Genomic DNA, 21626 nt, shown 5'->3' with positions numbered 1-21626 from the left:
GTCGCGACCCGCTGCGCTCGCAGGTCACCGGTGGTCAATCCGAGCAACGTAACACCGGAGCGCGGCCCCGTGCAGCCGTCTACGGAACGGATCCGGCCGGGACGGCTCTCCGACCTCGGAGCCCGCCGGAGTGGCGCGGGGCACACCAGGAGTCGCCGGGGTGCGTGCCACGACCCGTCGGCCGGGGGGACAATGGTGCCTGCGACCGGGCGTGCGTGTCGCGCACGGAGCAGGGCACCGTCGGGCACGGGTTCGACGAGCGGAGCGAGGAGCAGCACACGTGACCGAACCGGACCAGTTGCGCCTGCTCGCGGTGCACGCCCACCCCGACGACGAGTCGAGCAAGGGCGCCGCGACCATGGCCAAGTACGTCGCCGAGGGCGCCCGCGTGATGGTGGCGACCTGCACCGGCGGGGAGCGCGGGTCGGTGTTGAACCCGGCGATGGACCGCCCCGAGGTGTGGGAGCGGATGGCCGAGATCCGCAGCGAGGAGATGGCCCGGGCCCGGGAGGTCCTCGGTGTCGAGCAGGAGTTCCTCGGCTTCGTCGACTCCGGGCTGCCCGAGGGTGATCCGCTGCCGCCGCTCCCGGAGGGCTGCTTCGCCCTGGTGCCGGTCGAGGAGGCCGCCGCGCCCCTGGTCGAGCTCATCCGGCGGTTCCGGCCGCAGGTGGTGCTCACCTACGACGAGCGGGGCGGCTACCCGCACCCCGACCACATCAAGACCCACGACATCTCGGTGCACGCCTTCGAGGCAGCCGGTGACCCGGACCGCTACCCCGACCTCGGGGAGCCCTGGCAGCCGAGCAAGCTCTACTACCACATGGGCTTCACGCTGCCCCGGACGAAGGCGCTGCACGAGGCGATGCTGGCCGAGGGGGCCGAGTCGCCGTACACCGAGTGGCTGGCGAAGTGGGACCCGGCCAACGACATCTCCCACCGGGTGACCACCCGGGTGCCCTGCGCCGAGTACTTCCCGGTGCGGGACGCCGCCCTGATCGCCCACGCCACCCAGATCGACCCCACCGGCCGCTGGTTCTCGGTCCCGCTGGACCTGCAGACCCGCACCTGGCCGACCGAGGACTACGAGCTGGCGCGGTCGCTGGTCGATGTCCCTGTCCCGGAGGACGACCTGTTCGCCGGCGTCCGCACCTCGGAGCGTGTCTCGTGACCACTGCACTCACCCTGCTCGCCGTCCAACAGCAGCCGGTGCCGGAGGACGTCGGCAAGGGCGGTCCGTTCGGGCTGTTGCTCATCGTCGTGCTGCTGATCGCGGTGCTGTGGCTGGGCCGGTCGATGGGCCGGCACCTCAAGAAGGTGCCGCGCAGCTTCGACCCGGCCGACCAGGTCCCGGACAGCCCGGCCGAGCTGATGGTCGACGTCCCGGCCCGGGAGCCGGGGGCCGAGCTGCTGGACACGCTGCGCCGGGCGCCGCTGGCCATCGAGCCGCCACGTCGTCCGCAGGACGGCGGCACTCCGGGTGGGCGGCCCGCCGCCGGCTGACCGATCGCCGGCACGGGGACTGACCCGGGCGAGGGACGCTCGCCGGCGTCTGGCGCGCGAGGGGGCGCGGTCGGCGATGATCTCCCGATGGCGACCCAGCAGGCCCGGCGGGACCCCGGACGGCAGGAACGACCCGGGCTCGGCCGATTCGGCACCCGTGCGCTCGAGGTGGGCGAGAACGTCGTCTACGCAGGGATCGCGCTGTTCCTGGTGGTCAGCGCGCTCGTGCTGCTCGTCGTGGCCGGGAAGACGACGTGGGGGATGGTCGGCGACCTCTCCCAGGCCCCGGTGCTCGAGCTGCTCGACGTGCTGTTGCTCGTCTTCATCATCGTCGAGCTGCTGTTCGCGGTGCGGATCACCGTGGAGCGCCGCGAGCTGGTGGCCGAGCCCTTCCTGCTGGTCGGGATCATCGCCTCGATCAAGGAGATCGTCGTGCTGTCGGTCGAGGCGGCGGGGGTCCTGGGCAAGGGGGCGCAGTTCGACGACCGGATGACCGAGATCGGCGTCCTCGGCGTGCTGGTCGTCCTGCTCGGCTGCACGGCCTGGCTGCTGCGGCTGAAGGAGCGCGAGCCCGACGAGGGTGACGCGCCGCCACCGGGCTGATCGGTCGGATCAGCCCCGCGGGCCTCACCAGCGGTGGGCGACGTCCACCACGACGCGAGCGCCGTCGGGCTGTCCCGGCGCACCGGCGAGCACGAACACCCGGAAGGGCAGCCGGGCCCGGGTGCCGACGGCCAGCGTCGTCTGCCCCTCGAAGGAGCCGCCCCAGGCGACCTGGCGCAGCGTGCGCGCGCCGGTGACGTCCACGACCTCGGTGCGGTCGGCGGGCTGGTACGTCGACTCGTAGGTGTCGTCGAACGCGGGAGCCTGGACGACCACCTGCAGCACCGCGCCGCCCCGGACGGGCACCGGCGCCCCGGAGCCCTGGGCGCCCACCTGATCGACGTACCGGACGAAGTAGCCGGCCGACCCGTCGGCACCCTGCAGGTCGACGACCAGCCGGTCGAAGCACGGGTGCTGCCCGGTGCGGACGTCGGTGATCGTGCCCCACGGGCTGGCGGGCGGCTGGCTCTCCAGCAGCGATCCCCAGCGGATGCCGCAGTACGGGTCGCTGGCCGCCTGGGCCGGCAGTGCGCCGCCCAGCAGCCCGAGGGTGCTGAGCAGCACCACGACCAACATGCGTGGGCTCGTTCCGTTCCGGTTCACGGCCACCTCCTCGACGTCGTCCCAGGATCTGTATCCCATCCGGCGGCGGGGGAACATGACGATCTTGTGACGCCGCCCGTCAGGCGGTGCCCTCCGCGGCGATCAGGTCGGCGACCTCCTGAGGGCGCTCGCTGCAGTCGTCGCCGGAGTCAGGCTCGTCGGCGGCCAGCCCGGTGATGCCGACGTCCTCGACCGGCTGGAACCCCAGCCGGTCGAGGTGGCGGGGCAGCCGGTTCTGCGCGTTGACCACGTGCGAGCGGGACAGCCAGCCCAAGCCGTCCTCGACCTCGAAGTCGAGCCCACCACCCGGGGCGCGGCGGACGTGCCCGGGGGAGGGGAGCAGGCCGGCCAGCTGGATCGCCTGCTCGGGGTACAGGGTGTCCGGCGGCGTGTCGAAGTAGTACCAGCTGGCCGTGCAGACGCCGTACAGCGTGGGGCCGAACTGGGCGTGGTTGACGTAGAGCTCGAGCATCCGCCGGTCGTCGACGACCAGGGCCAGCTCCGCGGCCAGGCCGGCCTCCACCGCCTTGCGCCAGGCGCTCAGCTCCTGGTTGAGGAACAGGTTCTTGGCCACCTGCTGCGGGATGGTCGAGCCGGACGGGTCGTCCTCGCCGCGCAGGTGGGCCTGCGCGCGGGAGAACAGCACATCCCACTCGAAGGCGCCCGAGCGGTAGGGGAGCGGGGCGTCCTCGTGGGCGATGACCGCGGCGAGGAAGTTCCGGGAGACGTGCTCGACCGGCACGGACTGCTGGATCGAGCCGGCCGGGTTGGCGGCCATGAACGCCGTCGTGGGCGGGTCCACCCACCGCAGCGCGACCATCACCAGGGCCTGGACGACGAACACCACGGCGAGCAGTCGACCGATCCTCCGGAGGACGCCGCGGCGTCGTCCCGGGGACCGGTCCCGCCGCCACCGGCGCCGGGGCTGCTCCGGAGTCGGCGGTCGCCCGGCGGCGGGACGATCGCGCCGCCAGGACCGCCGCGGGCGGGACGGCTCGTCCGCCGCTGCGGGCGGGTACCGGTCCGCAGCGCCCGGCGGCGGGCCGTACCGGCCGTCGTGGGCAAATGGGAACTGGTCGAACGGCGGGCCGGGCGGGTACGCGGGGTCCGGCGGTGGCCCGTCGGCCGGGCGGCGGAACCGCGCGGTCGGCCGGCGATCCGGCGGGACGTGGGCCATGGGTGGAGCTCCAGGTGCTGACAGCGAGCCGTCATCGTACGTGCGGCGGTCGTGGCCCCCGGCCCACCGCGCGCTCCCGGGCGGGGCGCGCGAGCGAGCGCAGCGTGTCCGCTCTCAGCGCAGCGCCGAGGCGGCCGACGAGGTGATTACACGATTACGGTGTTCGTGTTGGCTTGAATCGAGGAGGAACCGTGCACGCACACCACCGTTTCCCACCCGAGGGCTTCCCCGGTCGCGGGCGTGCCCGTGGCCGCGCCGCGGACGCCCCACCGCCGGTCGAACGCGCCGAGGTCGCCGGCTGGTTCGCCGGCCGGCTCCCCGACGAGTGGTTCACCGGCCCGGTCGAGCTGGTCGTCGACCGGGACGAGATCACCGTCGTGGGGTCGGTCCCCGAGCCCGAGGTGGGTGAGGGCGACCCGGCGGCCGCCCGCGCGGGGCGGATCGCCCGCTTCCGGGAGCAGACCCGCGGCCAGCGGATGGCGATCGCCGATGCCGCCCAGGAACGCTACGGCCGCTCGGTCGCCTGGGGTGCGACCTGCGGCGACGTCCGGGAGCTGTTCACCACGCTCTCGGTCCCGGTGATGACCCGACTGCGCCAGCCCGAGCGTCTGGTGCTGGACACCCTGGTCGACGCCGGCGTGGCCCGGTCCCGGTCCGAGGCGCTGGTCTGGGCCGTGCGCCTGGTCGGCCAGCACGCCGACGACTGGCTGGCCGAGCTGCGGCAGGCCATGGCCGCCGTGGAGGAGGTGCGCGCGCGGGGTCCCCGGTAGGAGGGCCGCGGCCCGTGCGGGGACCAGGGGACACTGGGTGCCGTGCCCGACACCGCTGAGCCCACCGCCACCGACGTGCTCGTGGTGGGGGCCGGTCCCGCCGGGGCGGCTGCGGCCGCCTGGGCCGCGCGCGGCGGCGCCGACGTCGTCCTCGCCGACGCCGCCGTCTTCCCCCGCGACAAGACCTGCGGTGACGGCCTGACCCCCCGGGCCATCGCCGAGCTCGACCGGCTGGGGCTCGGTGACTGGGTGCGCTCGCACGGCCGCAACCGAGGGCTCCGGGCGGCCGGCTTCGGCCAGGAGCTGCTGCTGCCCTGGCCCGGTGGCGCGCTGCCCGACCACGGCGGCGCCGTCCCCCGCACGGAGCTGGACGCTCGGATCCGCTCGGTGGCCCTGGACTCGGGCGCCACCCCGCTGGAGGGTGCCCGCGCGGTGGACGTCGAGCGGGACGGCGACCGGGTGGCCGCGGTGGTGTTCCGCCGTCCCGACGGGTCGACGACGACGGTCCGCTGCCGCCGGCTCGTGGTGGCCGACGGCGTCCGCTCGCCGCTGGGCCGGGTGCTCGGCCGGGAGTGGCACCGCGACACCGTCTACGGGGTGGCCGCACGCGGCTACGTGCGCTCCGGTCGCAGCGACGACGAGTGGATCAGCTCGCACCTGGAGCTGCGCGGGGCCGAGGGGGAGCTGCTGTCCGGCTACGGCTGGGTGTTCCCGCTGGGTGCCGAGCGCGGTGAGGTCAACGTCGGGGTCGGCACGCTGGCGACCGAGCGCCGTCCGGCCGAGGTGCGGCTGCGCAGCCTGCTGGAGCTCTACACCGACCAGCGGCGCGCGGAGTGGCAGATCGACGGCGCCGTGCAGGCCCCGGCCAGTGCGCTGCTGCCGATGGGCGGTGCGGTCTCCGGCGTGGCCGGGCGCAACTGGGCGCTGGTCGGGGACGCCGCGGGCTGCGTCAACCCGCTCAACGGCGAGGGCATCGACTACGGGCTGGAGACCGGCCGCAGCGTGGTCGACCTGTTCGACGACGACGACTGGTCGCAGGCCTGGCCCACGACGCTGCGCCGGCACTACGGCGAGGCGTTCTCCATCGCCCGCCGGCTGGCCGGGCTGCTCACCGTGCCCCGGTTCCTGCCGGCCGCCGGCCCGGTGGGCATGCGGTCGCGGGTGCTGATGACCGTCGCCCTGCGGGTCATGGGCAACCTGGTGACCGACACCGACCGGGACGTCGTCGCCCGCGCCTGGCGCCGGGCCGGCCGGCTCTCGGTGCGGCTGGACCACCGCCCGCCGTTCGCCTGAGCTGCTCCCTGCGCAGGCTCGTGCACGACGCGCCGGACCGCCGGGTGCCGGCTACTGCGTGATGCGCAGTACTGTGCGTTCCACACCGACGAGCCGGAGGACCCCGATGGACACCACGCAACTGCTCAAGGGGGTGCTGGACCTCGCCGTCCTCGCGGTGCTCGATGGTGAGGACGGCTACGGCTACGACGTCGTCCGGCGGCTGCGCGCCGGGGGGCTGGAGGAGGTCGGCGACGCCTCGGTCTACGGCACGCTGCGGCGGCTGTACGCCGCGGGCCACCTGACCAGCTACGTCGTCCCCTCGGCCGAGGGGCCGCACCGCAAGTACTACGGGCTCAACGTCTCCGGGCGGGCACAGCTGGAGATCGCGACCAAGACCTGGCAGGGCTTCGCCGACACGATGGCGGCCCTGCTGACGACCGACCGGGAGGTGGCGGCATGACCGGCGCGACGAGTGTGGGCCGGCAGGCCGAGGTGGCGGAGTACGCGGCGGCGGTGCGCGCTGCGCTGACCGACGTCCCGGCCGACCGGTACGAAGAGCTGTTGGAGGACCTCGAGGACCACCTGGCGGAGGTGGCCGCGGACGGCGATGCGCCGCTGGAGTTCCGGCTGGGCTCGCCCCGCCACTACGCCGACGAGCTGCGGACCGCCGCCGGGTTGCCGGCTGCGCCGGCGGCCGAGGACGAGCAGGTCGGCCTGACCGAGCTGGTCGCCCGGCTCCGGTCGTGGGCGCCGGTGCGGCAGGTCGAGGCGTTCCTCCCCGAGCTGCGGCCGGCCTGGTGGGTGGTGCGGGCCTGGGCGGCGGTGACCGCGGTGGACGTGGTGTTCGTCGGGGGCACGTCCTTCCCGGTGCCCACCCTCGGGCTCGGCCCGGTCGGCCTGCTGGTCACCGGTGCCGCGATCGCCTGGTCGGTGCGGCTCGGCCTGCAGGCCCGGGCGGAGGGGCGGGAGCCGGGGCGCCGCGCCGCGCTGGTCAACGCCGGGCTGGGGCTGCTGACGCTCGTCGCCCTCGTCGGCCTGGCCGACGGACCCGGCGTCGCCACCGCCGAGCAGGTGTACGTCGAGGACGCGCAGCCGGACCACCTGGTGCACGAGGACGGCACACCGATCACCAACATCCTGCCGTTCTCCTCGACCGGGGAACCGCTGACCGGCGTCCTGCTCTACGACCAGGACGGGCGCCCGATCGACGGGCTCGCCGACGTGACGGTCGACGGCGAGCAGGTCGAGACGGTGCCGGACGCACCGCTGCAGCCGGGGAACGCCTACCCGCAGCAGCGACAGGTGCTGAGCTGGGACCAGTACGGCGAGGAGACCGCCGTCCCGATGCCGCTGCCGAGCATCGCCCCCAGCACCGACGTCGCCCCCAGCACCGGCGTCGCCCCCAGCACCGGCGTCACGCCGGAAGCGGAGCCGGCGCCGGCGCCGGCCGTGCCGGGGGAGACCCCCCTGACCGATCCGGGCGCGCCGCCGACGCCCTGAGCGGCCGACCGGCTCAGGCGAGTGGGGAGCGGTAGATCACGAAGTAGATGGCGATGTAGTGGCAGAGGGCGGCCACGATCGTCAGCGCGTGGAACACCTCGTGGTAGCCGAAGGTGCCCGGCCAGGGGTTGGGCCGCTTGCTGGCGTAGGCGATCGCCCCGACGCTGTAGAGCAGTCCGCCGACGCACAGCAGCACCAGTGCGGTGACGCCGGCCAGTTGCAGGATGTCGACCAGCACGAACACCGCTGCCCAGCCCAGGGCCAGGTAGATCGGCACCCCCAGCCAGCGGGGTGCGTGCGGCCAGGCCACCTTCAGCGCCACGCCCAGCACGGCACCGGCCCAGACGAGGGCGAGCAGCCACCGGCCGGTCGGTTCGGGGACGGCGAGCAGCGCGAACGGCGTGTACGTGCCGGCGATGAACACGAAGATCATCGAGTGGTCGGCGCGCTTCATCAGCTGCCAGCCGCGCGGTGACCAGCGTCGGCGGTGGTAGAGGGCGCTGACCCCGAAGAGCCCGAGGATTGTGACGCAGTACAACGCCACCGACCACCCGGCGCGCGCGCCCTGCACGGCGGCCAGCGGGATGAGCACCGCCCCGGCGATGACCGACCCGAAGAACGCGAAGAGGTGCAGCCAGCCCCGCATCCGGGGGCGGGTGTCGGGGTGGTCGTGCTCGCCGTCTTCCGCCAGTGGCCACTCGCCCTGGCGCTCGACGGACTCGACCCGTTCGCCCTCCGCATGGACGGCGGCCACCGCCTCGCCGGCCGGCGCCTCGATCTCAGCGCCGTCAGCGGTGACCCGGGCGTGGTCCTCGTGGTCTGAGGAGACGCTCATGAGCCGAGGCTACGGAGCAGGGGGTGACGCGTCATCCCGGGCCGGGTGTGATCTCCCTGGGAACGCGCCGGCCCGGTCCGGCGCGCGGTCCGGCCGCACGGGGAGGCGGCACCTAGGGTGAGGGCGTGGGGGTGCGCGCGAGGGTCCGGGACGCGCTCACCGTCGTCTACGAGCGCCGGCTGGCCCGCGGCCTGGTGGGCGCCGACACCCCACGGCACGTCGGCGTGATCATCGACGGGAACCGGCGCTGGGCCCGGGCCATCGGCCTGGAGGACGTCAGCGAGGGGCACCGCCGCGGCGCGGACAAGATCGCCGACCTGCTCTCCTGGTGCGACGAGGCCGGCGTCGAGGTGGTCACCCTCTTCCTGCTGTCGACCGACAACCTGAGCCGGCCGGCCCCCGAGCTCACCCCGCTGCTCCGGATCATCGAGGGCGTCGCCTGCGACCTGGCCGGTCCGGACCGGCGGTGGCACCTGCGGGCGGTGGGCGCACTGGAGCTGCTGCCGGCGGAGACCGTCGCCGTGCTGACCCGGGCCGAGCGCGACACCCGGGAGCGGCCGGGGGCGACGGTGAACCTGGCGGTCGGCTACGGCGGACGCCGGGAGATCGCCGACGCCGTCCGGTCGCTGCTGGCCGAGCACGTCCAGCGGGGGACGACGCTGCCGGACCTGATCGAGGTGCTCGACGCCGACCACATCGCCGAGCACCTCTACACCCGTGGGCAGCCCGACCCGGACCTCGTCATCCGCACCAGCGGCGAGCAGCGGCTCTCCGGGTTCCTGACCTGGCAGACGGCCCACTCGGAGTTCTACTTCACCGACGTCTACTGGCCGGAGTTCCGCCGGGTCGACTTCCTGCGGGCGCTGCGCGCCTACGCCGCCCGGCACCGCCGCTTCGGCGGCTGAGACCCCGGCTGACAGACTCGCGGCATGGCAGCCGGCGCGGTCGACGTCCCCCTGGAGTACGTGCGGCTGGGGCTGCGCTTCGACCGGATCGAGCCCGGCTTCGTCGACGCCTACACCGGCGAGCCGCGGCTGCGGGCCCAGGTCGCCGACGAGCCGGCGCCGCAGCCGCACCAGCTGCGCGACCAGGCCCGGGCGCTGCTGGGCGAGCTCGACTCCGCCGCCCTGCCGGCCGACCGGACCGCCTACCTGCGCGGTCAGCTCACCGGACTGGAGTGCTCCGCCCGCAAGCTGGGCGGTGAGCCGGTCGGCTTCATCGCCGAGGTCGAGGCCTACTTCCAGGTGTCGGTCGCCCTCGGCGACCCGGCCGAGTACGCCGCCGCGCACGCCGAGCTCGAGCAGCTGCTGCCCGGCAGCGGGACGCTGGCGGAGCGATACGCGGTGCACCGGCGGCGGGAGGAGTGCCCGCCCTCGCGGCTGGAGGAGGCGGTGCACGCGCTCTCCTCCGCACTGCGCGACCGGGTGCGCGGCCAGTACGGCCTGCCCGAGGCCGAGACGGTGCGCTACGAGGTGGTCACCGACAAGCCGTGGTCGGGGTTCAACTACTACGAGGGCGACTACCGCTCCCGGGTCGCGATCAACGCCGACCTGCCGCACCGGCTCGCGCAGCTGCCGCACCTGGTCGCGCACGAGTCCTACCCTGGGCACCACACCGAGCACTGCCGCAAGGAGCGCGGGCTGGTCGAGCGCGACCAGCACCTGGAGCACACCGTGTTCCTGGTCAACACCCCCGAGTGCCTGATGGCCGAGGGGCTGGCCGACCTGGGCGTCGAGGCGTCGATCGGCGCCGGGTGGGGGCCCTGGGCCGCCGACGTGCTCGGTGACCTGGGCCTGCGCTTCGACGGGCACCTGGCCGAGCGGGTCGCCGCCGCGGCCGCACCGCTGAACCGGGTGCGCCAGGACGCCGCCATCCTGCTGCACGACCGCGGCGCCGACCCCGACGTGGTGATCGCCCACCTCCAGCGCTGGGGTCTGGTGAGCCACGACCGTGCCGTCCAGCAGCTGCGCTTCCTCACCGACCCGCTGTGGCGGGCCTACATCTCCACCTACGTCGAGGGCTTCGACCTGCTCTCCGCGTGGCTGGCCGCCCGGCCGGCCGGGCAGCCCGTCGCCGACCGGTTCCTGCGGCTGCTGGACGAGCCGCTGACGCCGGCGGTCGTCACCGCCGAGCTGGCCGGCGCCTGACCGTCGTGGCGAGCGGGACGACGGAGGAGCGGCAGGCCCTGGGGCTGTGGACGGCGGGCTGGCTGGCGCTGTTCCTGCTGGCCGGACTGCTGTGGCTGGGCGACGTGTCGCTGCAGTGGCCGGTGCTGCTGGTCCCGGCGGCCTGGGCGCTCGTCGTGCTCCGGCCGCGCCGGTCGTCCACCGAGAGCTGAACCCGGTCGACTCCTGTCGGTGCGCCGGTGGAGGATCCCCGGCGTGATCCACGCCCGCGGGCTCGCCCGCACCTTCCGGAAGCAGAAGCAGGAGGTCCACGCCGTCGCCGGCGTGGACCTCGACGTCGAGGCCGGGGAGATCGTCGGCTTCCTGGGTCCCAACGGCGCGGGCAAGACCACCACGCTGCGGATGCTGACCACCCTGCTGGAGCCCACCGCCGGCACCGCCACCGTGGCCGGCTGCGACCTGATCGCCGACCCGGTCGGGGTGCGCCGCCGGATCGGCTACGTCTCGCAGAGCGGCTCGACCGCGCCCGAGGCCCGGGCCGGGGAGGAGGTCGTCGACCACGCCCGGCTCTACGGGATCAGCACCGAGGAGGCGACCGCCCGCGGCAAGCAGCTGTTCCGTGAGCTCGACCTCGACGGCCTCTGGGAGCGTCAGCCGAAGGCCATGTCCGGCGGCCAGCGCCGTCGGCTGGACATCGCGCTGGGCCTGGTGCACGTCCCGGGCCTGGTCTTCCTCGACGAGCCGACCACCGGGCTCGACCCGCAGGCCCGGGCGAACCTGTGGCAGCACATCCGCGGCCTGCGCGCCGAGCGCGGGACGACGGTCTTCCTGACCACGCACTACCTCGACGAGGCGGACGCGCTGTGCGACCGGATCCTGGTCATCGACTCCGGCCGCATCGTCGCCGCCGGCACCCCCGACCAGCTCAAGTCCGACGTCGGCGGCGACGTCCTGACCGTCACCGCCGAGCACGCGGACGCCGCCGGGCAGGTCGCCGCCCTGATGGCCGCACTGCCCGGGGCGGAGGCGCCCCAGGTCGACGGCACCCGGGTGGTCGGCCGCGCCCCGAACGGGGGTGCCGCGCTGGTCGCGCTCGTCCGTGAGCTGGACGCCGCCGGCATCGCCGTGGCCGGCATCGAGAGCCGCCGGCCCAGCCTGGACGACGTGTTCCTCGGCCTCACCGGCCGGTCGCTGCGGGAGACCGGGGCGCCGCCCGCCGTCCCCACCGAGTCGCTGGAGGCAGCCCGATGAGCACGGTCGCGACCCCGCCGGAGGCCACGCCGCCCGCGACCACCACGACCAGTGCCACCGCGACCAGCAACCTGGTCCGGGACACCTACACCGTCTTCGCCCGGGCGATGCGGATGTCGCTGCGCAACCCGGCCTGGCTGGTGATCAGCCTGATGCAGCCGATCCTGTACATCACCCTCTTCGGCCCGCTGCTGACCTCCGACGCCGTCCAGCTCGGCGCGGGCAACGCCTACCAGGTGTTCGTGCCCGGGATCCTCGTCCAGCTGGGCATCTTCGGTGCGCTGTTCGTCGGGTTCGGGCTGATCGCGGAGTACCGGGCCGGGGTCATCGAGAGCCAGCGGGTCACCCCGGCCAGCCGCACGGCGCTGTTGCTGGGGCGGGTGCTGCGCGACGTCGTCGTCCTGCTGGTGCAGGGCACGCTGCTCGTGCTGGTGGCCATCCCGCTCGGGCTGCGCGCACCGGTGGCCGGGGTGCTGCTGACCCTGGTGGTCATCGCGCTGCTGGGTGCCGCGTTCGCCTCGGTCTCCTACGCGCTCGCGCTGACGCTGAAGAGCGAGGACGCCTTCGCGCCGCTGCTCAACGCCGTCGTCCTGCCGGTGCTGCTGCTGTCGGGCATCCTGCTGCCGATGTCGCTGGCCCCCGGCTGGCTGCAGGCGATCAGCGACGTCAACCCGCTCAAGCACGTGGTCGAGGGCACCCGTGCCTTCTTCGACGGCGACTACGGCAGCAGCACCGCGTGGTGGGGTGCTGGGCTCACCGTCGCCATGGGCGTGGCGGGCTGGTGGTTCGGCGTCCGACGTTTCCGGCAGGAGTCCAGCTGACGAACGGCGCACCACGGGTCACCCGATGGCGTGTCGGGGGGGTGCTTTCGTCGGTACCGGGGCCTAGCGTCGGCGGTGGAGGACGAGCTCACCTCGCCCTCCACGGGAGGCCCGGTTGGTGCGAGGCAGTTCATCCACCAGAGGGGCCGCGTCCTGGCCCCAGCGCCGGGGCCCGGCCACCTTCGAGCCGGGGCGCGCCTTGTCATCAGGGTGTCGCTCCACGGGAGCCGACTCGTGAGCACTCGCCGTACCTACGTCCTCGACACCTCCGTGCTCCTCTCCGACCCGGGCGCCCTGTTGCGCTTCGACGAACACGACGTCGTCGTGCCGCTCGTCGTCATCGGTGAGCTCGAGGACAAGCGCGACCACCCCGACCTCGGCTGGTTCGCCCGGCAGACCCTGCGGATGCTCGACGACCTGCGGGTGCAGCACGGCCGGCTGGACGCCCCGCTGCCGGTCGGCGACCAGGGCGGATCGCTGCACGTCGAGCTGAACCACAGCGACCCGTCGGTGCTGCCGCCCGGGTTCCGCAACGACAGCAACGACAGCCGGATCATGGTCGTCGCGCTCAACCTGCGCAGCGAGGGCCGGGACGTCTGCCTGGTGACGAAGGACGTCCCGCTCCGGGTCAAGGCCGCCGCCGTGGGGCTGGACACCGAGGAGTACCGCGGGCTGGGGGCGGTCGACACCGGCTGGACCGGGATGGCCGAGCTGGCGGTCGAGGAGTCCGACGTGCAGGCGCTGTACGACGCCGGCACGGTGTACCTGGAGGCCGCCGCGGAGCTGCCCACCCACACCGGGCTGGTCATGCTCTCCGGCCGCGGGTCCGCGCTGGGCCGGGTGACCCCGGACAAGCAGGTGCGGCTGGTCCGCGGCGACCGGGACGCCTTCGGGCTGCACGGGCGCTCCGCCGAGCAGCGGGTCGCTCTCGACCTGCTGCTCGACCCGGAGATCGGCATCGTCTCGATGGGCGGCCGGGCCGGCACCGGCAAGTCGGCGCTGGCGCTGTGCGCGGGGCTGGAGTCGGTGATGGAGCGGCGGGCGCACAAGAAGGTGGTCATCTTCCGGCCGCTGTACGCCGTCGGCGGGCAGGAGCTCGGCTACCTGCCGGGCAGCGAGGGCGAGAAGATGGCGCCCTGGGCCCAGGCGGTCTTCGACACGCTGGGGGCCCTGGTCTCCGGCGACGTCGTCCAGGAGATCGTGGCCCGCGGGCTGATCGAGGTGCTGCCGCTGACCCACATCCGCGGCCGCTCGTTGCACGACTCGTTCGTGATCGTCGACGAGGCGCAGTCGCTGGAGCGCGGTGTGCTGCTCACCGTGCTCTCCCGGCTGGGCACCAACTCCCGCGTCGTCCTCACCCACGACGTGGCGCAGCGGGACAACCTCCGGGTCGGCCGGCACGACGGCGTGACCGCGGTGATCGACCGCCTCAAGGGCCACCCGCTCTTCGCCCACGTGACCCTGACCCGCTCGGAGCGCTCGCCCATCGCCGCCCTGGTGACCGAGATGCTGGAAGACCTCCCCCTCTGAGGGGCCGCCTGACCCCCGCTCTTGCGCCGTTCCTGTCGCTCTCGCGCACCTGCACCAGCGCGAGAGCGTGGACAACGGCGCAAGAGCGGGGTCAGCGGCGGTTCCCCCGGGTGAACGCTCGCCGCAGCCGCGCCGCCACGACCCCGGCCTCGTCGATCTCGGGCCACGTCCAGCGGGCCACCTCCCACCCGAGATCGCGCATCTCGTCCTCGCGCAGCTTCTCCCGGTAGACCGCGTCGCCGGCTGACTCGCCGGGGCGGAGCAGCCGTCCGTACTTGATCCGACCGTCGAACTCCCCGAGCGTGCGCGAGGCGGCCCAGCCGAAGTCGCTGCGCCCGACCAGGGACCCGTCGCGCCGGCGCACCTCGACCTGCAGCTCCGGAGGGGTCAGGCCCGACCGAGCGAGCAGCACCCTGCTCCGGCTCTCACCGACGCTCTCGCTGCGCGCGTCGGCGAAGGCGATCACCCGAGCCGCCCGACGCGTTCCGGGCACGGAGCCCATCCGTTGCAGCACCACCCTGAGCTGCGCGGCGGTGGTGGAGCCGAATGCGAGCGCGGCGTCGGCCGTGACGACCGCTGACTCGAACGTCAGCGTCCGGGCGAGGTCGACGACGGTCCGGGTGACGTCGGTCGTGAGCACGCCGTCCACCACGGTGGTCTCCTCGGCGTCCAGCCGGGCGACGTGCAGGTGCACCCGCCTGCTGCTGGCTCCGGACGCGGGGGGAGTGCGGGTCACGTGCACGCGGGCCGAGCCGACCCGCCACGTGGGCAACCCGTGCAGGAATGCTGCCGAGCCGTGGCTGACGGCTCCCGGCAGTCGGAGCCCCGCCACGGTCGCGATGATGACCGCTCGGGCGCGAGCAGCTGGATCAGCGTGCGGGTCGATGTACGCCCCGCGCTGCATGCGGTCGAGCTGCTCGGAGCGGACCAGGCGCGCCAGCTCGCCGTCGTCGAAGCCCTGGCGCACCGCCGATGCGCGCAGCAGCACCCCAGAAGGCAACGGGTCGGTCATCCAGCCAGCCTGGCCGTTTCCGCCGCTCCAGGGAGGGGTGGCGGTCAACTTGTGGACGAGGACTGACATCGCTCTTGCGCCGGAAGCCGCGCCACGGCGCCGTTGCAGCAGCGGACATCCGAGCGCAACTGCGCGAGAGTGCAGGCCGGGCGTCAGGAGGGGGCGGGCTCGTCCGCCGGGGCCGGGCTCGGCCGGGCGTGGCGGGCCGGTGGCGGAGGGGTGCTGGCCCAGCGCAGCAGGCCGACGGCGACCCAGCCGGCGCCGAGGCACCACAGCAGGCGGGTGGTGACGTCGTCCACGGTGAAGTCACCGCGCAGTCCCAGCAGGAACACCGGGATGGCCAGCACGAAGCCGGTCACCACGACGTCCCAGCGGAACGGGCTGATCACGCCTCCATCTCCTCCAGCCGCTCACACAGCAGCGAGGCCCAGCGGTGGGCGGTGGCCCGGGTGCCGTCGACCATGGCCACCGGCACCGGGACGTGGTTCAGCGCGGCAGCCGGGTCGGCGGTCGAGTCGGTGTCCTCGACGACGACGGCGTCCAGGCGGGGCAGCCCGTCCAGCCACGGGACGAGGTCCTCGGGCTTGCGGGTGGCGTCCATGACCGCCCAGACCGCCGACGGCGACCAGACCTGGAGCATGTGCTCCATCCACGGCCCGCCGGACGTGCGCAGCGGGGCGTCCACGGCGACGACGGTGACCGCGCCGGTCGCCGCGCTGGTCCGGCGGCGTGCCAGGGCGGTCTCCAGCGAGGTGATCCGGCTGGACTCCGGGGCCAGGCCGGCGAGCGCACCGGAGGCGGCCCACAGCACGGCCTCGGGCTCCAGCCGCAGCGAGGAGGCCAGCGACCGGGCGGCGGCGAAGGTCTCGGCGCCGGGGCCGACCAGCATCAGCACGTCGCCCGGCTCCGTCGGCGCCGGCGGAGCTGCGGGCAGCCGCTCGGACAGGGTCCGGGTCAGCGCCGCGTACACGCCGCGGGCGGCCGCGTCACTGGTGAAGTCCGGCCCCAGGAGCGAGTCGGGCAGCCCGAGGGTCAGCAGCCGGATGACCAGCTCCTCGGGCCCGCTCATCGGGTAGGGGGCCAGCGCCGTCGACGACGGTGCGGGGACCAGCCGGGTCACGGTTGCGAGGCGGCCGCCGGGTTCGTCGGCGGCCGGCAGCGCGGCGGCCGGACGGGGCGCCACCGGGAGGGGGGTCGGGCGGGTCGAGGCCTGCGGACGGCCGGACAGCGCGGGGCGGGTGCTCGCCGGCACCGGCGGGCGCGACCGGCGGACCGGCGGGACTCCGGGACGGGAGGCCAGCAGCGGCTGCTGTCCACCGCCGAAGTGCCCCGGCGGCATCAGCGACAGCGGCGGCAGGACGGTGGTGGCGTCCAGCGGCAGCGGAGCCGGGTCGCTCGCGGTCCGCGCCATGGCGGGCGCCATGACCGGGGACATGACCGGGGACATGACCGGGGACATGACCGGCGACATGGCCACCGGGACGGCGAACCGCTCCCGCTGGTCGGTCGATGGTGACTCCATGATGCGGACCTCCTCGGCCGGGGACTCGTCGACGACGACGGCGTCCACGACGAGGTTCTGGGCGGCCGCGAACTGCGCCGCACGCTGTGCGACCCGGGCATCGCTGGCGTAGCTGGTGTGGGCGTCGGTCCGGTAGGCGCCGGTGTCGTAGGCGTTGGGCTCGGCGGCGGTGGTCTGGTAGGCCCACGGCTGCGGGACGTCGCGCACCCGGTCCTCGGTGACCGCCGGGGCCGGCCAGGCGCGCGAGGCAGCGGCCTCGATGATCGCCGACGCGGCCGCGAGCGCGGCGTCACCGTCCTGGGCGGCCTCGGCGGCGGTGCGGTCGGCACCCGCCTCGGGGGAGCGGTGCCGGCCGCGACCGGAGCCGTTGGCGGCCAGGACCTCCTCGAGCAGGTCGGCCAGCTCCTCGTCCGCACTCCGGACGGACTCGACCATCGACAGGGCCGGGGTCGCCGCCTCGAGGCGGGCGAGCTCCGTGCGGGCGGCGTCGATCCGGGCCGCCTCGACGGCGGCCTCGGCCTGACGGCGGGCGGCCTCGGCGGCGGCAGCGGCCTCGGCCCGGAGGCGGGCGGCCTCCGCAGCAGCGACGGCCTCGGCAGCAGCCTGGACCCGGGCCGCCTCGAGGGCTGCAGCCGCCTCGGCCTGGATCCGTGCGGCCTCGGCGGCAGCATCGGCCTCGGCCTGGACCCGTGCGGCCTCGGCGGCTGCGTCGGCTTCGGCCTGGATGCGGGCGGCCTCGGCGGCGGCAGCGGCCTCGGCCTGGATCCGTGCGGCCTCGGCGGCAGCATCGGCCTCGGCCTGGACCCGTGCGGCCTCGGCGGCTGCGTCGGCTTCGGCCTGGATGCGGGCGGCCTCGGCGGCCGCGGCAGCCTCGGCCTCCGCCTGGATGCGAGCAGCCGCGACCCGCGCTGCCTCGACCCGCGCTGCCTCGACCCGCGCTGCCTCGACCCGCGCTGCCTCGACCCGCGCAGCCTCGGCCTGCACCCGGGCGGCCTCGGCGGCAGCCGCCTCGATGCGCGCCGTGGCCAGCCGTGCGGCCTCTGCCGCGGCTGCCTCGACCGCTGCCGTCTGGGCTGCGGCCGCCTCGGCCGCAGCCAGCTCCGCAGCAGCGGCCACGGCAGCGTCCTCGACAGCGGCGTCGGCCGCCGCCTGCACGGGGCTCGAGGCGACCATCCGGGTGAGCGCCGCGGCGAACGGCGAGGGGCCCGAGGGCTGCTCGGCGACCGGCGCCGGGGCGGGCCCCGGCGCCAGGTCCTCCGGCGCGAGCATCAGCGTGTGCTTGCTGGGGGTGAACGGCTTGGCCGCCGCCGGGCTCGCGGCGGCGGTCGCCGCACGCGCCGGCCGCGCCGTGGACCGGGCGGCCGAGGGAGAGCTCGTCGAGGAGGGGGCCGACCGTTCGGTCGACGGCGCCGCAGCTGCGGTCGGCTCGGGCGCGGTCCGCACCGAGCCGGAACGGCCGTAGAGGTCCACGGCCGGGCTGCCCTGGGCCGCTGCCCCCAGCAGGTCGGCGAGCTCCTTCATCCGGTCGTCCATCGACGGCCCGGCCGGGCGTGCGGGGGCGGCCGGGTCCTTCAGCACGGCGGCCGAACCGGTGCTCGGCCCGGTGGCCGGCCCGGCCGCGGGCACCTCGACCTCGGCGATGAACCGCTCGTTGGTGAAGAAGCCGAACATGCCGCCGGAACGGATGCGGCGCACCCCGACCACTCGGGCCGAGGCCCCGAACTCTGCACGCGCGGCCGCGATGGCCTCGTCACGCGTGGCTGCCTCAACGGATCGCGACGGCACCGCTCACCACTCCCAGCGACTCGATCTGTGCCGTGCGGGACACCTCGTTGTACGAGATGACCGACAGGCGGGGCAGGACCTGGCGGACCAGGCGGGACAGTGCGGCTCGCACCTGCGGTGAGCAGACGAGCACGGGGGAGAGGTTCAGGCGCTCTGCGTCGTCGAGGAGCTCGGTGCAGCCGCGGACGAGGACGTCGACGGTGTGCCCGTCCAGGGCGAGCACCTGGCCGCCCTCGGTGGGGCGCACGGCCTCCAGGAGCCGCTGCTCGAACGACGGCTCGAGGGTGATGACGTGCAGTCGCTCCTCCTCGGTCACGTACGGGTGGCTGATGGCCGCGCCGAGGGCGGCGCGGGCCGCCTCGACCAGGCCGTCGAGGTCGGTGGAGACCTTGGCCCGCAGGGAGAGGGCCTCGAAGATGCGCACCAGGTCGCGGATCGACACCCCCTCGTCCAGCAGGGCCTGCAGCACCCGCTGCACCTCGCCGAGGCTGAGCAGCGCCGGGGTGAGCTCGTCGGCGACGGCCGGGTGCGAGCGGCGGATCATCTCGACCAGCACCTTGACGTCCTCCCGGCCCAGCAGCGCCGAGGCGTTCTGCCGGACGACCTCGGCCAGGTGGGTGGTGATGACCGAGGAGCGGTCGACGACGGTCGCGCCGGCCATCTCGGCCTGCCGCTGCAGCTCGGCGGGCACCCACTTGGCGGCCAGCCCGAAGACCGGCTCCCGGGTCGCCTTGCCCGGCAGCCCGTCGAGGTGGTCACCGATGGCGAGGACCGTGCCGGCCGGGGACGTGCCCTTGGCCGCGGGGACGCCGTTGAGCCAGATCACGTACTGCGAGGCGGGCAGGTCCAGGTTGTCCCGGGTGCGGACCAGCGGGATGACCAGCCCGGTCTCCATGGCGACCTTGCGGCGCAGCGCCTTGACGCGGTCGAGGAGGTCGCCGCCGCGGGCGGTGTCCACCAGCTCGACCAGGTCGAAGGCGACCTCCAGCTCCAGCGGGTCCACCCGCATCCGGTCGGCGATCGCCTCGGGGGAGTCCGGCTGCGGCTCGGCGGCGACGGCGTCCGCGGGCGTGCCCTCGTCGTCGTCCTCGTCGACCCGGTCGGTGAGCCGGGTGGAGATGAACAGGACCAGGCCGCCGATCAGCAGGAACGGCAGCTTGGGCAGGCCGGGGATCAGGCACAGGGCCAGGGAGGCGAGGCCGGCGATGCGCACCGGCTGCTTGGCGCGGCTGAGCTGGCTGATCAGGTCCGAGCCCATGTCGCCCTGGGAGGCCGAGCGGGTGACGATCAGGCCGGTGGCGGTGGAGATCAGCAGCGCCGGGATCTGGGAGACCAGGCCGTCGCCGACCGACAGCAGCGAGTAGGTGGTGACGGCCTCGCCCGGGGCCATGCCGCGCTGCAGCACGCCGATCGCGAAGCCGCCGATCAGGTTGATCAGCGTGACGATGATGGCGGCGATGGCGTCGCCCTTGACGAACTTGCTGGCGCCGTCCATCGAGCCGTAGAAGTCGGCCTCGGAGGTGACCTCCATGCGCCGCTTGCGGGCCTGCTTCTCGTTGATCAGGCCGGCGTTCAGGTCGGCGTCGATGGCCATCTGCTTGCCGGGCATCGCGTCGAGGGTGAAGCGGGCGCCGACCTCGGCGACGCGGCCGGCACCGTTGGTGATGACGACGAACTGGATGATCGTGAGGATCACGAAGATGACCAGGCCGACGATCAGCGAGCCACCGATCACGAAGTGCCCGAAGGCCTCGATGACCTTGCCGGCGTAACCGTCGGTGAGGACCAGCCGGGTCGAGGAGACGTTGAGCGCCAGGCGCATCAGCGTCGCGATCAGCACCAGGGACGGGAAGATCGCGAAGTCCAGCGGCCGCCTGATGTTCATCGACACCAGCAGGATCAGCAGCGACCCGACGATGTTCAGTGCCAGGAGCAGGTCCAGCACGGGGGCCGGCAGCGGCACCACGAGCATCAGGACGATCGAGACGACCCCGATGGGGACGGCGGCCTTCGTCAGCTTTCCCACGAGACCTCGTTCCTGTGCGGTGCGCTACGGCGGCGGAGGAATGCGCCGGTGCGCCCCCCACCGCCTTCTCGGCAGTCCGGGGAACGGGCGGTACCGCTGGGCGGGGCCGCCACACCGTGCGTCACAACCGCTCCGCGGGCCTCAGGGAGACCGGTCAGCGGCGCCGGCCGGCGCGGGGGAGCCCTTCGGTGGCCGGTGCCTCGAAGCCGGGCCGGTGCATGCCGCCGCTCACGCCGCGCGCCGAGAGGTGCATGACGAAGGCCAGCACCCGGGCGACGGCGGTGAACAGCTGGGCCGGCACCTCCTGACCCAGGTCGCAGGAGGCGTGCAGGGCCCGGGCCAGGGGGATGTCCTGGACCATCGGGACCTTGCACTCCTCGGCCCGGGCCCGCAGCCGGGCGGCCATCTCGTCGGCGCCCTTGGCCACCACCCGGGGGGCGCCCTTCAGCGGGTCGTACTTGAGCGCGACGGCGACGTGGGTGGGGTTGACCAGCAGGACGTCGGCGTCGGCGACCTCGGCCATCATCCGGTTGCGGGACATCGACAGCTGGGTGGAGCGGCGCTGGGCCTTCATCTGCGGGTCGCCCTCGGCCTGTTTGTGCTCCTGCTTGATCTCGTAGACGCTCATCTTGAGCTGCTTCATCATCTTGTGCCGCACCACCACGTAGTCGGCGACCGCGATGACCAGGCCGGTGATGCCCACGACGCGGAACATCAGCACCGCGGAGTCGGTGAAGGTGTGCACGACCTCCGACAGCGGCAGCGCGCCGGAGGCGGAGACCAGCTGCATGGCGTTGTCGGACGTCACGCCGATGACGGTCGCCAGCGCGACGGTCTTGATGATCGCCTTGGTCGCCTCCCAGAGGCCCTGGGTGCCGAACATCCGCTTGATCCCCGGGAACGGGTTCAGCTTCTTCAGCGTCGGCTTCATCGCCTTCGTGGCGATCGTGACCCCGCCCTGGGACGCCGAGGCGATGGTGCCGATCACCATCATCGCCAGCGCCATCGGCAGCAGCGCGGTCATGAAGACGGCCAGCGCGGTGCCGAAGAGCGCCTGCATCGTGGCCTGCTCGGGGTCGTTGGCGATCACCCCGACCTGCACGAACAGTTCCTGGATGGAGCTGAAGGCGCCGCCCACGAGCATGGGCAGCAGCACGCTCGCCGCGGCCGCGCCCAGCCAGGTGCCCAGTTCCTGGGTGCGGGGGATCTGCCCGTCCTTGCGGGCCTTCTTCAGCTTCTGCGGTGTCGGCTTCTCTGTCTTCTCACCGCCGGGACCGTCCTTGGCCATCA

The 21626-nt window shown here is 74.2% G+C and carries 21 protein-coding genes; 13 read left to right on the top strand and 8 right to left on the bottom strand.

Annotated features, from left to right (window positions below):
• Window positions 1-280 precede the first annotated feature (280 nt).
• The 3 genes from mca (at window position 281) to O2W15_RS03240 (ending at window position 2103) form a co-directional block, all read left to right on the top strand.
• Window positions 281-1168: a mycothiol conjugate amidase Mca gene (mca, locus tag O2W15_RS03250; protein WP_164700049.1), complete on the top strand. Its 888-nt coding sequence runs from the start codon at window positions 281-283 to the stop codon at window positions 1166-1168.
• Window positions 1165-1500 carry a hypothetical protein gene (locus O2W15_RS03245; RefSeq protein WP_269178342.1) on the top strand — a complete coding sequence of 112 codons (336 nt, stop codon included), beginning with the start codon at window positions 1165-1167 and terminating at the stop codon, window positions 1498-1500. Before mca ends, O2W15_RS03245 begins: the two co-directional genes overlap by 4 nt.
• Before the next feature lie 87 nt (window positions 1501-1587).
• Complete coding sequence (locus O2W15_RS03240; RefSeq protein ID WP_269178341.1) at window positions 1588-2103, top strand: phosphate-starvation-inducible PsiE family protein; 516 nt, start codon at window positions 1588-1590, stop codon at window positions 2101-2103.
• A gap of 24 nt (window positions 2104-2127) precedes the next feature.
• Here the strand turns inward: O2W15_RS03240 and O2W15_RS03235 are convergent, their stop codons facing one another.
• Window positions 2128-2679, bottom strand: a complete 552-nt coding sequence (locus tag O2W15_RS03235) for an AMIN-like domain-containing (lipo)protein (protein WP_269161624.1) — start codon at window positions 2677-2679, stop codon at window positions 2128-2130.
• A 106-nt stretch (window positions 2680-2785) separates the two neighbouring features.
• Entirely contained in the window at window positions 2786-3553 is a 768-nt protein-coding gene (locus O2W15_RS03230; RefSeq protein ID WP_269178340.1) for a transglycosylase domain-containing protein, read from the bottom strand.
• Between the two features lie 521 nt (window positions 3554-4074).
• On the opposite strand from O2W15_RS03230, the gene O2W15_RS03225 reads away from it, so the two are divergent.
• The 4 genes from O2W15_RS03225 (at window position 4075) to O2W15_RS03210 (ending at window position 7428) form a co-directional block, all read left to right on the top strand.
• The gene (locus O2W15_RS03225) at window positions 4075-4653 is read left to right on the top strand and encodes a hypothetical protein (protein WP_269178339.1); all 579 of its coding nucleotides are present in this window, start codon (window positions 4075-4077) and stop codon (window positions 4651-4653) included.
• 42 nt (window positions 4654-4695) lie between these two features.
• A complete protein-coding gene (locus O2W15_RS03220) occupies window positions 4696-5946 on the top strand; it encodes a geranylgeranyl reductase family protein (protein WP_269161627.1) in 1251 nt (416 codons plus the stop codon).
• Window positions 5947-6052: 106 nt separating this feature from the next.
• The gene (locus O2W15_RS03215; RefSeq protein WP_269161628.1) at window positions 6053-6388 is read left to right on the top strand and encodes a PadR family transcriptional regulator; all 336 of its coding nucleotides are present in this window, start codon (window positions 6053-6055) and stop codon (window positions 6386-6388) included.
• Window positions 6385-7428: an HAAS signaling domain-containing protein gene (locus O2W15_RS03210; protein ID WP_269178338.1), complete on the top strand. Its 1044-nt coding sequence runs from the start codon at window positions 6385-6387 to the stop codon at window positions 7426-7428. The genes O2W15_RS03215 and O2W15_RS03210 overlap by 4 nt, the downstream gene beginning before the upstream one ends.
• 13 nt (window positions 7429-7441) lie before the next feature.
• Here O2W15_RS03210 and trhA read toward each other — a convergent pair whose 3' ends face one another.
• On the bottom strand, window positions 7442-8263 hold the full coding sequence (trhA, locus tag O2W15_RS03205) for a PAQR family membrane homeostasis protein TrhA (protein ID WP_269161630.1): 822 nt from the start codon (window positions 8261-8263) through the stop codon (window positions 7442-7444).
• Between the two features lie 125 nt (window positions 8264-8388).
• Between trhA and O2W15_RS03200 the strand changes: the two genes are divergently transcribed.
• From O2W15_RS03200 to O2W15_RS03175, 6 genes are all read left to right on the top strand, one after another.
• Entirely contained in the window at window positions 8389-9168 is a 780-nt protein-coding gene (locus O2W15_RS03200; protein ID WP_269161631.1) for an isoprenyl transferase, read from the top strand.
• Between the two features lie 24 nt (window positions 9169-9192).
• Window positions 9193-10410: a DUF885 domain-containing protein gene (locus O2W15_RS03195; RefSeq protein WP_269178337.1), complete on the top strand. Its 1218-nt coding sequence runs from the start codon at window positions 9193-9195 to the stop codon at window positions 10408-10410.
• 5 nt (window positions 10411-10415) lie between these two features.
• Window positions 10416-10601: a hypothetical protein gene (locus tag O2W15_RS03190; protein WP_269161633.1), complete on the top strand. Its 186-nt coding sequence runs from the start codon at window positions 10416-10418 to the stop codon at window positions 10599-10601.
• Window positions 10602-10644: 43 nt separating this feature from the next.
• Complete coding sequence (locus tag O2W15_RS03185; RefSeq protein ID WP_269178336.1) at window positions 10645-11640, top strand: ATP-binding cassette domain-containing protein; 996 nt, start codon at window positions 10645-10647, stop codon at window positions 11638-11640.
• Window positions 11637-12461 (top strand): ABC transporter permease, encoded by an 825-nt coding sequence (locus tag O2W15_RS03180; RefSeq protein WP_269161635.1) that lies wholly within the window; start codon window positions 11637-11639, stop codon window positions 12459-12461. The genes O2W15_RS03185 and O2W15_RS03180 overlap by 4 nt, the downstream gene beginning before the upstream one ends.
• 234 nt (window positions 12462-12695) lie before the next feature.
• Window positions 12696-13991 carry a PhoH family protein gene (locus O2W15_RS03175; protein WP_269161636.1) on the top strand — a complete coding sequence of 432 codons (1296 nt, stop codon included), beginning with the start codon at window positions 12696-12698 and terminating at the stop codon, window positions 13989-13991.
• A gap of 91 nt (window positions 13992-14082) precedes the next feature.
• Here the strand turns inward: O2W15_RS03175 and O2W15_RS03170 are convergent, their stop codons facing one another.
• From O2W15_RS03170 to O2W15_RS03150, 5 genes are all read right to left on the bottom strand, one after another.
• Window positions 14083-15003, bottom strand: coding sequence for a hypothetical protein (locus tag O2W15_RS03170; RefSeq protein ID WP_269178335.1), 921 nt, complete (start codon window positions 15001-15003; stop codon window positions 14083-14085).
• Window positions 15004-15155: 152 nt separating this feature from the next.
• Window positions 15156-15392 carry a hypothetical protein gene (locus O2W15_RS03165; protein WP_269178334.1) on the bottom strand — a complete coding sequence of 79 codons (237 nt, stop codon included), beginning with the start codon at window positions 15390-15392 and terminating at the stop codon, window positions 15156-15158.
• Window positions 15389-18220 (bottom strand): hypothetical protein, encoded by a 2832-nt coding sequence (locus tag O2W15_RS03160; RefSeq protein WP_269178333.1) that lies wholly within the window; start codon window positions 18218-18220, stop codon window positions 15389-15391. The genes O2W15_RS03165 and O2W15_RS03160 overlap by 4 nt, the downstream gene beginning before the upstream one ends.
• A 70-nt stretch (window positions 18221-18290) precedes the next feature.
• On the bottom strand, window positions 18291-20336 hold the full coding sequence (gene flhA, locus O2W15_RS03155) for a flagellar biosynthesis protein FlhA (protein WP_269178332.1): 2046 nt from the start codon (window positions 20334-20336) through the stop codon (window positions 18291-18293).
• A gap of 154 nt (window positions 20337-20490) precedes the next feature.
• Window positions 20491-21624: an EscU/YscU/HrcU family type III secretion system export apparatus switch protein gene (locus tag O2W15_RS03150; protein WP_269178331.1), complete on the bottom strand. Its 1134-nt coding sequence runs from the start codon at window positions 21622-21624 to the stop codon at window positions 20491-20493.
• Window positions 21625-21626: the final 2 nt, after the last annotated feature.

It is taken from the genome of Modestobacter sp. VKM Ac-2979 (assembly GCF_026967995.1).
Lineage (GTDB): Bacteria > Actinomycetota > Actinomycetes > Mycobacteriales > Geodermatophilaceae > Modestobacter.
Note: the sequence above shows the minus strand (reverse complement) of the source record. Positions and strands in the feature narration are given on the sequence as shown.

Excerpts from the sequence above, each read along its gene's own strand:
- O2W15_RS03180 (WP_269161635.1), top strand. The coding sequence starts at position 11,637 with ATGAGCACGGTCGCGACCCCGCCGGAGGCCACGCCGCCCGCGACCACC.
- O2W15_RS03170 (WP_269178335.1), bottom strand. The coding sequence starts at position 15,003 with ATGACCGACCCGTTGCCTTCTGGGGTGCTGCTGCGCGCATCGGCGGTG.
- O2W15_RS03240 (WP_269178341.1), top strand. The coding sequence starts at position 1,588 with ATGGCGACCCAGCAGGCCCGGCGGGACCCCGGACGGCAGGAACGACCC.
- O2W15_RS03235 (WP_269161624.1), bottom strand. The coding sequence starts at position 2,679 with ATGTTGGTCGTGGTGCTGCTCAGCACCCTCGGGCTGCTGGGCGGCGCA.
- O2W15_RS03215 (WP_269161628.1), top strand. The coding sequence starts at position 6,053 with ATGGACACCACGCAACTGCTCAAGGGGGTGCTGGACCTCGCCGTCCTC.
- O2W15_RS03150 (WP_269178331.1), bottom strand. The coding sequence starts at position 21,624 with ATGGCCAAGGACGGTCCCGGCGGTGAGAAGACAGAGAAGCCGACACCG.
- O2W15_RS03210 (WP_269178338.1), top strand. The coding sequence starts at position 6,385 with ATGACCGGCGCGACGAGTGTGGGCCGGCAGGCCGAGGTGGCGGAGTAC.
- O2W15_RS03195 (WP_269178337.1), top strand. The coding sequence starts at position 9,193 with ATGGCAGCCGGCGCGGTCGACGTCCCCCTGGAGTACGTGCGGCTGGGG.
- trhA (WP_269161630.1), bottom strand. The coding sequence starts at position 8,263 with ATGAGCGTCTCCTCAGACCACGAGGACCACGCCCGGGTCACCGCTGAC.